Source organism: Candidatus Eremiobacterota bacterium, from assembly GCA_031082125.1.
GTDB lineage: Bacteria > Vulcanimicrobiota > CADAWZ01 > CADAWZ01 > Ess09-12 > Ess09-12.
The window spans coordinates 496,665-510,619 of the sequence record JAVHLM010000001.1 but is presented as its reverse complement, the minus strand read 5'-3'; the positions used below and the strand labels follow the sequence as shown (position 1 = coordinate 510,619).

The following is a 13,955-nucleotide window of genomic DNA, read 5'->3' as shown; positions in this document are numbered from 1 at the left end:
CTTTTCCATTGAGGTGGCGCAATGACAGGAAAAGTGCCTTTTCCCCCGGAGCTTTCCGGGGGGTTTCTCGCCAGAACCCCTGATGAAGAGAGCCGCGAGGCAACCCTCAGGCCCACGCTTGTGATAGGCCTGGGCAACACGGGAACGCAGGTGCTTATCCCCCTCAGGAAGCGCCTCGGCGATTATTACCGGTCCATTGAGAAGGCGCCCCTTTATCACCAGTTCCTTTACATGGACATTTCAAGGCCCGGGCCTCCCCTTGGCGATGGCATTGACAAGGTTGATTTTGTCGCCCTGGGAGTGGAGAACCTGAAAATGGCCGTCAATCACATGGGCCATCTGGACGGGCGCTTCACGCGATGGTGGGATATGGGCTTCATGCCTCCCAAAAAAGACCTCGCAGACGGCACCGGGGGGATAAGGCAGCTCGGGAGGCTTGCCCTCAGCGCCCATCTCGCGGGGGTCCGGAGCGCCATCTCAGAAAAGGCGGCACTGCTGTTCCCGAAGGAGGGAAGCCTCAGGACCCTCCAGGTTTTTATCGTGAGCTCCGCATGCGGGGGCACGGGGAGCGGAAGCCTTGTGGATATCCTCTTCATGCTCCACAGGATCCTGGAAGTTGAGATGGCCCTCACCACGAGGACAACCATTTTTCTCATGCTCCCCGGCGCCTTTATTGACAAGCTCTATGTGTCCTTCAAGCAGTATAGATCACTTCATGCCAATACCTACAGCCTTTTCAGGGAGCTTGACCATCTTTTCTCCGGCGGTGCCAGGGATTTCTGGAGATTGAGCATTGAGACCGTGCCGGATGAGGAGAAAGCCCTCCATGAGAAGTGGAAGCCCTTTGACTGCTGTTACATCGCGGATAACAGGGTGCAGGATTCGCGGCTTATCCCTCTTGAAGGCCTTTTCTCCCTTATGGGGCATGCACTTTTTTGCCATATCACGGGGCCGGTGCCACTCCTTGATGCTGCTCAAGCGCCATGGCCGCCCTTTTTTGCTCCCGGCTTCTCCTTCCTCAAGTACCGGGGACTGGATATCATGAAATACCTCTCCAGCAAGATAAGCTCGGAGCTCCTGAAGAGCAGCCTCTCAAGAAGATATGACGAGCAGGGGGCACCCGAGCTCCACCGGCGCCTGCTGGACTTTACCGCCGAAGCCAGGAGGCTTGCCGAGGGGCAGATAAGAGCCGTGAGAGAGGCTTTGCGCATAGACAAAGAGTTTGAGGAGCGCAGAGAGCAGCTCAGGGCCATGGTGCCGAGGTTTCATTATTTTGCCAATATGGGCAAGATAGTGCAGACTGCGAAAGATCACCAGGAATATTACGTTGAAAAGATGAGGGCCCTCATAGAGGAGCCCCAGCCACCGCTCCGGGAGCTTGAAAGCCTGAAGGAAGCCTTTCTCGGGGAGCTTGAGGCTACTATCTCCTCAAGGCTCGTGAACGAAGGTCCCTCGTGGTGCCTTGGCACCTTGAGAAGGGTAAAGGAGCATCTGAAGGACACGAGGGCCTCGGAGCAGGAGTCCTCCCGCCTGATCCATGAAAAGTCCCTGCACTATCTCGAGTCACTTGATGAAATCAACGGGCGCATCTCCCAGAAGAAAGATCTCAGCGCCAATACCGACGAGTTCTTCCAGGCATTGAGGCGTTATGTGGAGGCGGAGCTTCAGATCCTCGCCGGCAGGATGGTCCATGACGCCATGGAGAGCCTGGCGGACCACGGGAGAATAGCCGCTCTTGAGGCACGGCTTCAGAAGACAGAAGAGTTTCTCAAGGGGATTGCCACGAATCTCCACCTGGAAGCAGGTGATTACGAGCATTCAAGCGAACGCGACGCCACGACGGCATTCTTTCCGCCGGGGGGCTTTGCGGAAAGCGAAGCGCTCAGAATCCTTTACGGTCAGCTCTATGATCCTGAAAAGTCAGGGGCGTACTGGAGCGGCTTTGTCGAGTTCTGCACTGCGGTGATGCCTCTTTCGGAGATCTTCGCCAATCCTGACCAGGATGCGGAAAATATCTTTATCTCTCTTCTTTACCGTTATACGGCAGGGATTATCAGCGGCAGAATGTGGAATTCAGCGGTGAGAGGGATAGAGGGCCTGCTCCCCGGCGGGCGGGATGAGCTCAAGAGGCTCCTGGAGAAGACTTTAAAAGAGATAGAGCCCGTTCTCCTCATTGACGGGTCCCGGGGCACCCCCCGGGAGGAGCTTTTATGGAGCTGTGGAGAGATTGACAGGCGGGAGCTCGCCTCCCTCTCGGGAGGGAGTCTTGCCATGCCCCTTTTCTGTCCTTCTGACGAGAGGGACACCATTTTGTTCCTGAAGAAGTACGGCCCCTTCCCCCTCACGGCCATCGAGCAGCTCAAGCTCTGCCAGGATCACTACCTTTTCATGGCGGAGAAAAACCGCGAGAGCCTCATGAAAAACCAGCCCATCAAGAATCCGATGCACCTGGAACGGGAATGGAATGAGCATTTCCCCGGTAAGGAGCTTCTCTTTCCCCAGGATGGCACCGGCGCCCCTCCCACGGAGTGAATGGCGCTGCAGAAGCCTGTCATATCTTGAAATGTACGGCCTCCGGGAGATCTTTTCTCCTGTAAATCAGGAGATAGTCCATGCTGAAGATGAGCTCGTAAGCGCCGCTCTCTGCAAGGCCGGGAAGAAACCTCTTCCATTCAGCTCCCTCGGTGTACCACCGCGAGCTCCTGTCAATAAAAATATAGTCAACACCCTCGTGGTAGCAGGCATAGACTTCCTTTCTGCCGCAGAGATGATGGTAGATTCCCAGCTGGGTCGCTATTGAGGCATCGCGGGGAAACTGTGATGCCAGGGAGAGAATCATGCGCTGATGGGCTGTCATCCTGGGATATTTAAAGACTAACCATGGAGGGCATATCTGCACGTGGAGCCGGAGCGGGCTGGGATTGATGAAGAAGGCGCAGAGGACCGTCAGGATGACAGGGGCGGCAAGAATCTTCGCGGTTCTCCTGCTCTCAGGAACGGAGGGCTTCCTTGAGATGAGCCTGTGGGCCCCGAGAATTGCCGATATGAAGATGAAAGGTATCAGCACCGAGGGATACCGCGATCCCGTGAGGTACATCGTGGAGTAGGTGGACATGATGTTGATGAAAAGGTTGGGGAGTGCAATGAGGAGCACCGGCAGCTCCCACAGCGAGAGAAAGGCAAGGGGAAGAAGGAGCTCGACAATATAGTGCACCCTGGCCACGTCATCCCAGAATGCCTTGAAGATGAGCTGCGGATTCAGCAGAAGATGAAGGGCCGCGCCGCTCAGGGTGGTGCCGAGGTTCCCGTAGCGCTCGCTCACAAAGGGGTAATCACCGTGCTTGAAGTGAGGGATGATCACATGGAGCGACAGATAAAGGTAGAGAAAGGAGACTGCCACAAGGACCGCCCCGTTTACCGCAATTGCCTTTCTCTGGGCCCTGTCCGGTGAGAGACGCTCCCTCACCAGGCTGCAGTAAAGCAGGTATATCCCGTAGGCAGCGGTGGTAATGGAGATCTCTTCTTTGCACAGCATGGCAAGAATACAGCAAATCCAGAAAGGGACGTAGCTCCTTTTCATGAAAAAGTAATAGGACCAGAGGAGCGGCGTGATCGTGAAGGCCAGCTCGTGGAACTGGCAGTAGTTCACGCCATGGAGCGGGTGATAAAGCAGGTAGAGAAGGGCAAAGATGACCGCGCCTTTCTCGTTTATCTTCTCCCTTGCGATGAAATAGACGGGGTAGGCTCCGCTGGCTATGGCGCACGTCATAATGAAGAGGAGGGTATAAATCCCGGGATGGAGCGCGTAGAGGGGGACTATCAGGAAGAAGACCGGTGAGTTGTGAAACATGAAATGGCTTCCCCCCTCGAAGGTGTTGTAGAAGATCTCACCGCAGAAGAGGGTGGTATGGAAAGCCTGGCCGAAGATCCCCAGGTCGGAGTCACCGTATGACGATGCTTTTGCCCTCATCATGGCAAAGAAGAAAAAGAGCGCCGTGTAAAGTAGAACGGCGCCTGTGATTACCAGGAGCGCTTTCCGGCCGGGGTGGGTGGGGTGGGTGGAGGATTCCTGCATGGCAAGGGAGGGACTCAGAACACGTCTTCGCTCAGGAGGGCAAGAAGGAGCCGCCCCAGTTCCTTATACTCGCGGGGGGGCATTGTCTCAAACTCAATGGCGACGAGCTTTTCCTTTTTTTTCTCAAGAGGCGTCGAGCGGATGACCTTCCCTCCTGCAGTGAGCTTTCTGAATCCCTTGTAAGGCCCTATGGCAAGGGTGACCGATGCCTGGGGGGAAAAATCCACGGTGCTCTCCATGAGGAGGCCTCCCAGGCCTATATTGATGATGATGCCGTCGGAGACCTTGTTGTCTCCTATGCATGAGACAGGAAAGGAGGAGAAGATCCTCAGGTTTCCCCGCGGCATGAAGATACTTTCAGGATCAAAGCCCATCCTGTGAAAGACGTAATGAACCCAGGAGCGCTCAAGAATGTCCTCCCTGTCGGTGAAGGAGAGGCCCGCAATAAAGAGGGGCGAGTAACGCTTTTTCCGGCACCATACCACTTTTACCCTGAGGGTCGTGTATTCGAAGGAGCTGTTCTCCAGCGCTGCGGCACCTGCATCAACGGAGAGCGGGAAGGTGAGGCCTGTGGAAAGCCTGATGGGGCTCTCCATCCTTATGCCGTTGAGGCTGAGGTTGGTGATGGTGAAGTGCCTGTTCCTGTCGTTAAGCCTCGCGCGGGCATTGATGCTGCACGAGATGCGGGGGATTCCCCGCTTTTCCCTCAGGGCCTCCTTGAATGAGGGAGCCCCTCCCGTAAGTTCCTTGAAGATATTTATCAGGTTCATGCAATAAGCCCCCATGGACGAAATACCCTTATGTTATCCCTCGGGGTGGCTCTTTCCTCCCGCGGTGAAAAAATACTGTACCGGGGTGGCTCTCGGAGGGAATCTGCCGGCTTTATATAATCTTAAAGGAGTCAGGGGAGGGGAGACGGAAATCATGACGGGTCTCTACCGGGGCCTCTCACCGCAGGGGCTGAAAAATGTCAAGGAAACGACTGGTCGCGCCATGGCAGGATATTCACAGGGGAGTCAACGCAGGGTACCCGTGCCGGCGAGAAAAAGCCGGGGCAGGCTTCCGATAAAGAACAGGATCATAGAGCTCGGCCTCCAGCTTTCGGCAAACCTTGATATTGACGACCTTCTCAACACGATAGTCAATGAAGCGGCATTGATATTCAAGTCGGAGAGTGCTTCCCTTATTTTCCTCGATGAAGAAAAGGAGGCGCTCCATTTCAGAAACGTGGGCTCTTCCGATGATCTCAGCTTTCTCAGGGATCTCTCTCTCAAGAGAGGTGAAGGCATAGCGGGCTATGTGGCCCAGGAAGGCACCCCTCTCATCATCAACGATGTGCAGAATGATCCCAGGTTTTCCCAGAAGGCCGATAAAAAGACCGGGAAGATCACCAGGAGCATGATGGCCGTGCCTTTGAGGGGAAATGACAGGATCCTCGGCACCATGGAGGTCATCAATAAGAGAAAGGGCTTTTTTACCGCCGCCGAGCTCTCCGAGTGCCAGACCCTTGCAAGCTTCGCCTCTGTGGCCCTGGAAAATGCGCGGCTCCACTCACAGATAAAGAGCACCCTGGCAAGAATCACTTCCCTTGAGGAGTCCAAGCACGAGCTTGTGAACCTCCTCTCCCACGAGCTCAGGACGCCCGTCACCGTGATACTGAGCAGCTCAAGCCTCCTTGCGGCCCATATAGGGCAGCTCAAGCAGGAGATGGTGCAGAAGACGGCGCAGATGATTGAGTCGCAGACGGTGAGGCTCACGTCGCTGCTGGACGATCTCTTTGTCATCAACGACATTGATGAAATAAGGAACAGAATGATGGTGAAGGATTTTTCCGTCAAGGAGCTCCTGGAGGTCACGCTGTTGAAATTCAGGAGAAGCACGACAGAGCACACTATTGAGGTTCAGTACCCGGGGGGATCAGACTTCCCCCCCCTGAGAGCCGATGCCATGAAGCTGAGGCACTGCATATTTCATCTCCTTGAAAATGCCGTGAAATTCTCTCCGGGGGGCGGCATCATCATCGTGAGAGTGCTCAATGACCGGGCAAGGCCTCCCTATCTTCATATCGAGATAGAAGATCATGGCATTGGAATTGAAGGAAAGCACCTTGGGAGGATATTTGAAAAGTTTTATCAGGTGGATTCAAGCTCCACAAGGAAGTTCGGCGGCCTGGGGCTTGGCCTCTTCATCGTGAAAAAGGTGGCGGAGATCCATGGCGGCGACGTGCAATGCAAAAGCACTCCCAGCAGGGGGAGCACCTTTACCCTCACGCTTCCCCTCTTTCCCTCCTAGTCGAGCGTTGCCTTCATCTTGAGCACGGCGGCCTCGAAATCGGGGTTGATATGGGTCCCCAGTTTTTTGGCCTCTTCATAGTGCTGTATGGCAAGCGGGTAATTCTTCAGGGCGAAATATGACACTGCCAGGTTGTTGTGGGCGGCGGCGTAACGGGGATTGAGCTTCAGCTCCTCCTCATATTCACTGATGGACTCCTGGAATTTCCCGAACTTCCCCATGATGATGCCGATGTTGTAATGGGTCTCCCACCGCTCCGGGTCAAGCTCCAGGGCCTGCCTGAACTCAAGGAGGGCCTTTTCCTTCACATCCTTTTCCATGAAAGCTCTTCCAAGGAAGTCATGGGCATCGGCAAAATCGGGATCCATGCGCAGGGCTTCGACGAATCTCTCGATGGCATTGTCGATCTTTCCCTGCTCCATGAAGATTTTCCCGTCCCGGTAATAGACCCTCGCCTTCTCCGATTCAGTGAGCTCCTTCTCCTTCTTGAATCGCTTAAAGAATTTGTCCACTCAAGACCTCCTTACCTTCAGGTTCCTGACTGCAGGGATCATGCAGTGCATCATGTGCATCAGTATAAATTATAGCACTCGGCGGAGAAAATTCAATACCGTGCCCCAGGTGACGGAAAAATGTTGCAATACTGCCAGAATTTTTAACGGGAAAAAGCCATCTTTGGTAACATCGGCAGGATACCATGGAAGGAGGAACAGGCGCAAGGGCAGGAGAGCCCCGGAGGTCACCGATCCGATGAAAGCAATGGCCGAACTCAATCCTTATGACAGGCCCCGGGAGAAGATCCTTGAAAAGGGGCCTCAAGCCCTCTCGGACGCCGAGCTCCTGGCCCTGGTGATGGGAAGCGGCACAAGGGGCGCTCCGGTGATGACCGTGGCCCGGAAGATCCTCAAAGTGCTTGACCGCGGAGGCGAGAGCCCCGATCCTCGAGAGCTCAGGAAGATCCATGGAGTGGGCGAGGCAAGAGCCTTTCAGATTCTTGCGGCATTAGAGTTTTCCCGCCGCCGCATAAGGCCTGAAGGCTTGAAGATAGCCTTTCCCGCCGATGTGCTGCCGTGGCTCTCTCATTTCTCGGAGAGAAAGCAGGAGCATTTCATTGCAGTCACTCTCAACGGCGCCCACGAGGTGATTTCCACCCGCGTGGTCACCGTGGGCCTCGTGGACAAGACCCATGTCCATCCCCGGGAGATTTTTGCCGATGCCATTACCGACAGGGCCAGCTCCCTCATCGTTGCCCATAACCACCCTTCGGGAAGCCTTGAGCCGAGTGCCGAGGATGCCGAGGTGACGTGCCAGCTCAGGCAGGCCGGGGAGATGCTCGGGATCCGGCTGCTTGATCACATAATATTCAGCAGGAGAGGATACTACAGCTTCCTGGAAAAAGGGCGCCTCTGAGAGGAGTGTGGCGCAGCTCTCTCCCTTGAAAGGTTTTTAGGGAGCCCGTGAAGAATTCCCTTTAGTGGGAGGGGGTGCCATGGTAATTCAGGAAGCCTGTCCTTCGGACTGCCGGTCCATAATCGCAATCTATGATGAAAAGCCTCCCGTGCCCGTCAATTCCCAGGCGCCGGCTGACCAGAGAGAGCACTATGCAAAGAGATTCAGGGAAAAGGCCGGCGAGATAGGCTTTGACAAGTCCCTCTGCGTCTTAGTGGCCCGCAATGACGGCGGGAACCTCTCAGGCTACCTGATGCTGGACCTCAATTCCCCTGATTCATCGACAGGAGAGCGCCGGAACGTGATCTACGATTACGGGATTGCCGCAGGTGCCAGTGAGCAGGCAATCCTCGCCCCCCTGCTCGGGAAGGCAGAAGAGATCTCGCATGCCATGGGCATAAAGAGCCTCATCATAGAAATACCGGCAGGCAGTGAGAAGGAAATGGATCTGATCGGGGAAATGGGGTTCTCTCCCAGCCTTCACCGGATAATCAAGAAAGTCGAGCACCACGCCATAAGAAGATTCACGCCCGATCCCTACCGCGTCCGGAAGGCCTCGGAGGATGACGGGATCTTCATTCTCTGGCTCAATTCTCAGTGCGCCTCCTTCATGATGAGCCACGAGAGCGTCATCTCCCGTGAAGAGGAGCTCAGGCGCTACCTCACGGCATGCGCGGAGCTTCCCATGCTTGATGACGAGTTTCTCGAGGGCCTCATCATCGAGGACACGATGATGTCCAAGCCCGTAGGCTACCTGCTCATGAAGACCAGCTCGCGACACGCCGTGACGGGCCATAAACTGGGCTGCGTACAGGACATGGCCATTCACCCCGACTACTGGGGGAAGCGCGCCACCCAGAGAATAATGAGGGTAGGAGAAAACCTCCTTCATTCACGGGGTATCGGCTATATTACCGGCGATATAAGCCATGAGAACCAGAGGGCGCTGAAGACTGCCCTGAAGAGCCTGGGGTATCAGAAAGAGTCTCTGTGGTGGATGAAAAGGATAATGATGAGAGAACCGTAAGAAGAGGGAGAGGAAGGTACACGCCATGGTCCGTTATGTTCAGACAGTTTTTGAGTCCTTCATCAAGTTTCTCGGGAAGTGGACCTTCCCGCTGCTGATAGTGACCCTCGTGACCTGTGCTGTCGGGGCCGTGCTTGCCCTGATGCTTTACAAGACCAACAGGGAGGCCTACATGGCGGCAATGGCCCAGGTAAGGCGGGTCCTGCTGAAATCAGCCATGTGGGCCGTCCTTATCACGGTCCTTCTGCTGGAGATAAGCTTCCTGAAAGCAATCTGCCAGGGCGTGGTGCGCCGAATAGATCAGGCCAGCGCCGCGCGCTATACAAGTGAAAGCGATGCCGGCAGCGGCAGTGAAGCAGTCCAGTACGTGCCCTCGATCACTTATAATGACAGGACGGAAAGGACGCAGCGCCTGATAATTCCCAAGTACACCCTCAATTATATCAACGCCCAGGGCCTGAACTTCGTTCCGGGGTGGTCTCCCGAGGAGCTGCGCTATGACACGCGCCCCATCATGAATATCGACGATCAGCTTGAAAAGGATGAAAACGCCATTGTCATCAACAGGAAGATCACCGTGGACCGCTTTCTTCCCCTCAAGCTGAAGGAATCTGACATCAACGTGAAGTTCACCTTCCTCGCCCAGGGAAACCGCGCCAAGAGGCAGTTCTACAAGGCGGACTTCAGCGGGCGCTATGGCTTCAGCAACCCGTTCCAGGAAAAAAGGATAGTCCACTTCAGCTTTCCCCTCCCATACTCGAGCGGCACCCTCTCCGACTTCAAGTTCCGCGTTGACGGCAAGGATGTCTCTGTCGAGGACGTGACGAACGGCTATGAATGGGTAGGCGAGGTGGAGCCCCAGAAGGCAGTCAGCGTGGAGGTGGCATACAGCCACAATGGTTCCCGCTCCTGGACCTACAACCTCTCGGCTCGCCGCGAGGCCATATCGTCCTTCAAGATGAATGTGGACTCCAACAACGCCCGAATCAAGTTTCTGAGGGGATCCCTTCCCCCTACGAAAAAGAGCCTCACCGGCACGACGCTCACATGGGATCTCTCGGGCCTCATCACCTCGCAGGACATAAGCCTCTATTTCCCCGGCATTTCTATCAGCGAGCTTATCACGAGACTTTACCTCTTTGCCCCCATAGCCCTTGCAGGCTTCGTGGTGCTCATCCTTCTCTGGGCCCACAAGATGCGCATCGAGATCACGCCCCTCATGCTGGTTCTCGCAACACTTGCCTATTCGGCGGGCTTTGCCCTCACGGCCTACCTTCTCACCTCCCTGCCACTTGCCGCGGCTATACTGCTCTCCTTTGCCGCAGGCCTGGTGATCAACCTGAGGCTCCTCGGCATGGCGATGATGCCTCCGCTTTGCCTGCTGGCCCTCATTCCCCTCACCTTCGTATCGGTCGGGAATACGGGGCTTCTGCTCTGCATTCTCGGGCTTGCCGCCCTTGGAGCTCTTGCCTGGTATATGCCCATGAAGGCGCCCGCCACTTCCCCGATGCCTGCCGGGACCGCGCCGATGGAGCAATAATACCGCAAGAGAATGGAGGAAGGGCAATGGCAGATGGTGCGGCGAAAAAGGCACTCATTACAGGAATCACGGGGCAGGACGGGTCGTACCTGGCGGAACTGCTCCTGGAAAAGGGCTATGAAGTCCATGGAATCGTGAGAAGGACGGCCCTGGAGGATCAGTTCAACCGCCTCTCCAGGATAGCTCCCTTCCTCTCCCGCCTGACCCTGCACTCAGCATCGCTTGAGAGCTACCCGAGCATCTTCAGCGTCGTGGAGAGAGTAATACCGGACGAGTGCTACCATCTGGCGGCGCAGAGCTTTGTGAGCTACTCCTTCGAGGACGAGTTTTCGACGATAAATACCAATATCAACGGCACCCATTACGTGCTGTCGGCAATCCAGAAGAAAGCGCCAAAATGCCGCTTTTATTTCGCCGCGTCCAGCGAGATGTTCGGCCATGTGAAAGTGTCACCGCAGAATGAGGAGTCACCCTTTCACCCCCGCTCTCCCTACGGCATATCAAAGGTGGCGGGCTATGATCTGGCAAGGAACTACCGTGAAGCTTACGGGCTTTTCGTGGCAAGCGGCATTCTCTTTAATCATGAGTCCCCCCGCAGGGGCTTTGAATTCGTGACAAGGAAGATCACGCAGGCTGTCGCCAGGATAAAGCACGGTATCGCCGGAGAGCTGCGCCTGGGCAACCTTGAGGCGAGGCGTGACTGGGGCTTTGCCGGGGAATATGTTGATGCCATGTGGCGCATGCTCCAGCCTGATGAGCCCGGCGATTACGTGGTGGCTACCGGTAAAACCCACTCGGTGCGCGAGTTCGCAGAGTGCGCCTTCGGCCGCGCGGGCCTTGACTACAGGAAATACCTTGTGACCGACGAGGCGCTTTTCCGCCCTTCCGAGGTGGTGCTGCTCTGCGGCGATGCCTCTAAAGCCCGGCGCGACCTTGGATGGCAGCCGAAAGTGAACTTCGACAGCCTCGTCGCCATGATGGTCGATGCGGACATGGAACGTGTGGCAGCCTTCTGCGGCGAGAGAGGGAGGGGGGGAGAATAGCAATGGCGTTCACTTTTGAGCCCCTCGAAATTCCCGATGTCGTGCTGATAAGGCCGGAAGTCTTCAGTGACGAGAGAGGATTTCTGCAGGTCCATTACCGGTCAAGCGATTTCCATAACGCCGGCATCATGATGCCTTTTGTGCAGGACAGCCGCACGGTGTCTCACCGGGGCGTGCTGCGGGGCCTGCATTACCAGAAGCATCCCGCCTCCCAGGGGAAGCTTGTGCGCGTCGTGAGGGGCGAGATCTTTGACGTGGCTCTTGATGTAAGGAAAGGCTCGCCTACTTACGGGAAATGGGTCTCGAGCCTTCTCAACGGGAGAAACGGCCACCTCATATGGATACCTCCCGGCTTCGCCCATGGCTTTGTTGCCCTGGCAGACGGGACCGAGGTGGAGTACAAGGCGACCTCGGAATATGCGCCCCGCCACCAGGCGGGGGTCCGCTGGGATGACCCGGACCTCGCCATAAGGTGGCCTGTGAAGAAGCCTCTTCTGTCGCAGAAAGACAGGGAGCTGCCGGCCTTATCTGAGGTCGATACCTCGTGCGAGCAAGGAGGATAAAATGAGAGTGCTGGTCACCGGCGGTGCCGGCTTTATCGGGAGCGCCTTCATAAGGCGACTTGCCTCGGGGTCGCGGTGGGAGCCTTTTGCCGTTGACAGGCTCACCTATGCCGCTGATATGGAGAGGCTTGAAGGGCGGGAAGTGCCCTTTTTCAAGGCTGACGTCGCAGATGCCGGCGCGATGGCGGCCGTATTTGAAGAGGTGAAGCCGGGGTTTCTTGTGCATTTTGCCGCCGAGACCCACGTGGACAGGAGCATAGTCTCGCCCGGCGACTTCATAAGCACCAATATCGTGGGAACGGCGACGCTCCTCTCACTTGCGAGGGCTCACGGCCTGGAAAAGTTTGTCCTCATCTCCACCGACGAGGTATACGGCCACCTGCCTGCCGACAGGGCCCTCCGGTTCAGGGAAGGCGACCCCCTCCTTCCCAACTCACCCTATGCGGCAAGCAAGGCCTCGGCAGACCTCCTCGCAAGGGCTTACAGGAGGACTTATGACCTCCCCGTGGTGACGGTGCGCCCTTCAAACAACTACGGACCCTGGCAGTACCCCGAGAAGCTCATACCCCTCACCATCGCGAGAATACTGCGCGGCGAGAAGATACCGGTCTATGGAAAAGGGGAGAACATAAGGACATGGCTTTTCGTTGACGAATGCGCGGAGGCAATAGAGATGGTCCTTGACAGGGGCGAGCCCGGCGAGGTCTATAACGTGGGAAGCGCCGAGGAGGTGAGCAACATCGAGGTGGTGAGGACCCTTATCTCGCTGCTCGGCGCCGGCGAGGGCCTCATCGAGTTCGTTGCCGACAGGCCCGGCCACGATTTCCGCTACGCCGTCGATACGGGAAAGATCACCTCGGCCCTGGGCTGGCATGCGAGGATTGATTTCTTCGAGGGGATAAGAAAGACCGTGGCCTGGTACAGGGACCACAAGGGATGGCTCGAGAAGAAAAGGGAGCTTGTTGATTCTTTCGTGACGGGCCTCTGTGCCGAGTTTGAGAAGATGAGAGGGGAGAAAGCCCGGTAATGGCCCTCCATGCGGCAGTCATCGGTGCCCGCGGCCAGCTCGGCAGCGACCTCTGCGCCCAGGCGCCCTCCCATGCCTCTGTGCTTCCCCTTACCTCGCGTGAGATCGATGTCACCTCGAGGCCTTCGGTGCGCGAGGTCCTGTCCTCGCTGAAGCCCGCCCTGGTCATCAACACTGCCGCCTATGTGCGCGTTGACGACGCGGAGGATCATGAGGAGGAGGCCTTCAGGGTGAATGCCCTGGGCCCCCGTTACCTTGCGGAGAGCTGCAGCCTTCTCGGGGCAGGGCTCATCCATATAAGCACCGATTATGTCTTTGACGGGATGAAGGAGAATCTCCCTTACATGGAGGATGATGCTGCGGGCCCTCTCAACACGTACGGCCTCTCCAAGCTTGCCGGCGAGCTTTTCATAAGGAATACTCATGAGAAGCATCATGTCATCCGCACGGCCAGCCTCTATGGCGCCACGGGCTCCCGCGGCAAGGGGGGGAGCTTCGTGAAGACCGTGATTGAAAAGGCCCGCCGCAGCGAGGAGATCACCGCTGCCGGTGATATAGTCATGTCGCCTACTTCCACCAGCGATCTCGCCCGGTGGATATGGTCTTTTGCAGCCCAGGGCAGGGAGCCGGGGATTTATCACGCCGTGAACGGGGGATGGTGCTCCTGGTATGACTTTGCCTGCGCTGTCGCGAAAGAGGCTTCGCCGGGCGCGCGCATCATCGCAGTTTCCCACGGGGACCTCGGGCGAAGGGCCCGCCGGCCGCTCAGGACGCCCCTGGGAAGCCTCAGAGGCTCCATGATGAGGCCCTGGCAGGAGGCCCTCGCTGAGTTCCTGAGAGAGAGATGAGCAAGGTTATTAAGGCTCTTTTCCTCAGCTTCATCGGATAGTTTTTGTGCCCATTCGAGGAGATAAACCCTGTCAAGCTTTCCTGAAAATC

12 protein-coding genes are annotated in these 13,955 nt (G+C 56.6%); 9 read left to right on the top strand and 3 right to left on the bottom strand.

All coding sequences use genetic code 11. The annotated features are described in order from the left end of the window. Window positions 1-21: 21 nt before the first annotated feature. Window positions 22-2,532 carry a tubulin-like doman-containing protein gene (locus RDV48_02080; protein MDQ7821564.1) on the top strand — a complete coding sequence of 837 codons (2,511 nt, stop codon included), beginning with the start codon at window positions 22-24 and terminating at the stop codon, window positions 2,530-2,532. 19 nt (window positions 2,533-2,551) lie between these two features. Here the strand turns inward: RDV48_02080 and RDV48_02075 are convergent, their stop codons facing one another. After that, window positions 2,552-4,075 (bottom strand): DUF2079 domain-containing protein, encoded by a 1,524-nt coding sequence (locus tag RDV48_02075; protein ID MDQ7821563.1) that lies wholly within the window; start codon window positions 4,073-4,075, stop codon window positions 2,552-2,554. A gap of 14 nt (window positions 4,076-4,089) precedes the next feature. Continuing rightward, the gene (locus tag RDV48_02070) at window positions 4,090-4,845 is read right to left on the bottom strand and encodes a PilZ domain-containing protein (protein MDQ7821562.1); all 756 of its coding nucleotides are present in this window, start codon (window positions 4,843-4,845) and stop codon (window positions 4,090-4,092) included. 154 nt (window positions 4,846-4,999) lie between these two features. Here RDV48_02070 and RDV48_02065 point away from each other — a divergent pair, with 154 nt between their 5' ends. Continuing rightward, entirely contained in the window at window positions 5,000-6,367 is a 1,368-nt protein-coding gene (locus RDV48_02065; GenBank protein MDQ7821561.1) for a GAF domain-containing sensor histidine kinase, read from the top strand. Here RDV48_02065 and RDV48_02060 read toward each other — a convergent pair. Beyond that, the gene (locus RDV48_02060) at window positions 6,364-6,879 is read right to left on the bottom strand and encodes a tetratricopeptide repeat protein (protein MDQ7821560.1); all 516 of its coding nucleotides are present in this window, start codon (window positions 6,877-6,879) and stop codon (window positions 6,364-6,366) included. The genes RDV48_02065 and RDV48_02060 overlap by 4 nt on opposite strands. A 238-nt stretch (window positions 6,880-7,117) precedes the next feature. Here RDV48_02060 and radC point away from each other — a divergent pair, with 238 nt between their 5' ends. The 7 genes from radC (at window position 7,118) to rfbD (ending at window position 13,864) form a co-directional block, all read left to right on the top strand. Then, window positions 7,118-7,777: a DNA repair protein RadC gene (gene radC / locus RDV48_02055; protein ID MDQ7821559.1), complete on the top strand. Its 660-nt coding sequence runs from the start codon at window positions 7,118-7,120 to the stop codon at window positions 7,775-7,777. Between the two features lie 79 nt (window positions 7,778-7,856). Further along, window positions 7,857-8,843, top strand: coding sequence for a GNAT family N-acetyltransferase (locus RDV48_02050; protein MDQ7821558.1), 987 nt, complete (start codon window positions 7,857-7,859; stop codon window positions 8,841-8,843). 25 nt (window positions 8,844-8,868) lie between these two features. Beyond that, on the top strand, window positions 8,869-10,383 hold the full coding sequence (locus RDV48_02045) for a hypothetical protein (GenBank protein ID MDQ7821557.1): 1,515 nt from the start codon (window positions 8,869-8,871) through the stop codon (window positions 10,381-10,383). A 26-nt stretch (window positions 10,384-10,409) separates the two neighbouring features. Next, entirely contained in the window at window positions 10,410-11,426 is a 1,017-nt protein-coding gene (locus RDV48_02040) for a GDP-mannose 4,6-dehydratase (GenBank protein ID MDQ7821556.1), read from the top strand. Window positions 11,427-11,428: 2 nt separating this feature from the next. Beyond that, window positions 11,429-11,989, top strand: coding sequence for a dTDP-4-dehydrorhamnose 3,5-epimerase (gene rfbC / locus RDV48_02035; protein ID MDQ7821555.1), 561 nt, complete (start codon window positions 11,429-11,431; stop codon window positions 11,987-11,989). A 1-nt stretch (window position 11,990) separates the two neighbouring features. Further along, window positions 11,991-13,016 (top strand): dTDP-glucose 4,6-dehydratase, encoded by a 1,026-nt coding sequence (gene rfbB, locus RDV48_02030; protein ID MDQ7821554.1) that lies wholly within the window; start codon window positions 11,991-11,993, stop codon window positions 13,014-13,016. Further along, entirely contained in the window at window positions 13,016-13,864 is an 849-nt protein-coding gene (rfbD, locus tag RDV48_02025) for a dTDP-4-dehydrorhamnose reductase (protein ID MDQ7821553.1), read from the top strand. The genes rfbB and rfbD overlap by 1 nt, the downstream gene beginning before the upstream one ends. The last annotated feature ends 91 nt before the right edge of the window (window positions 13,865-13,955 follow it).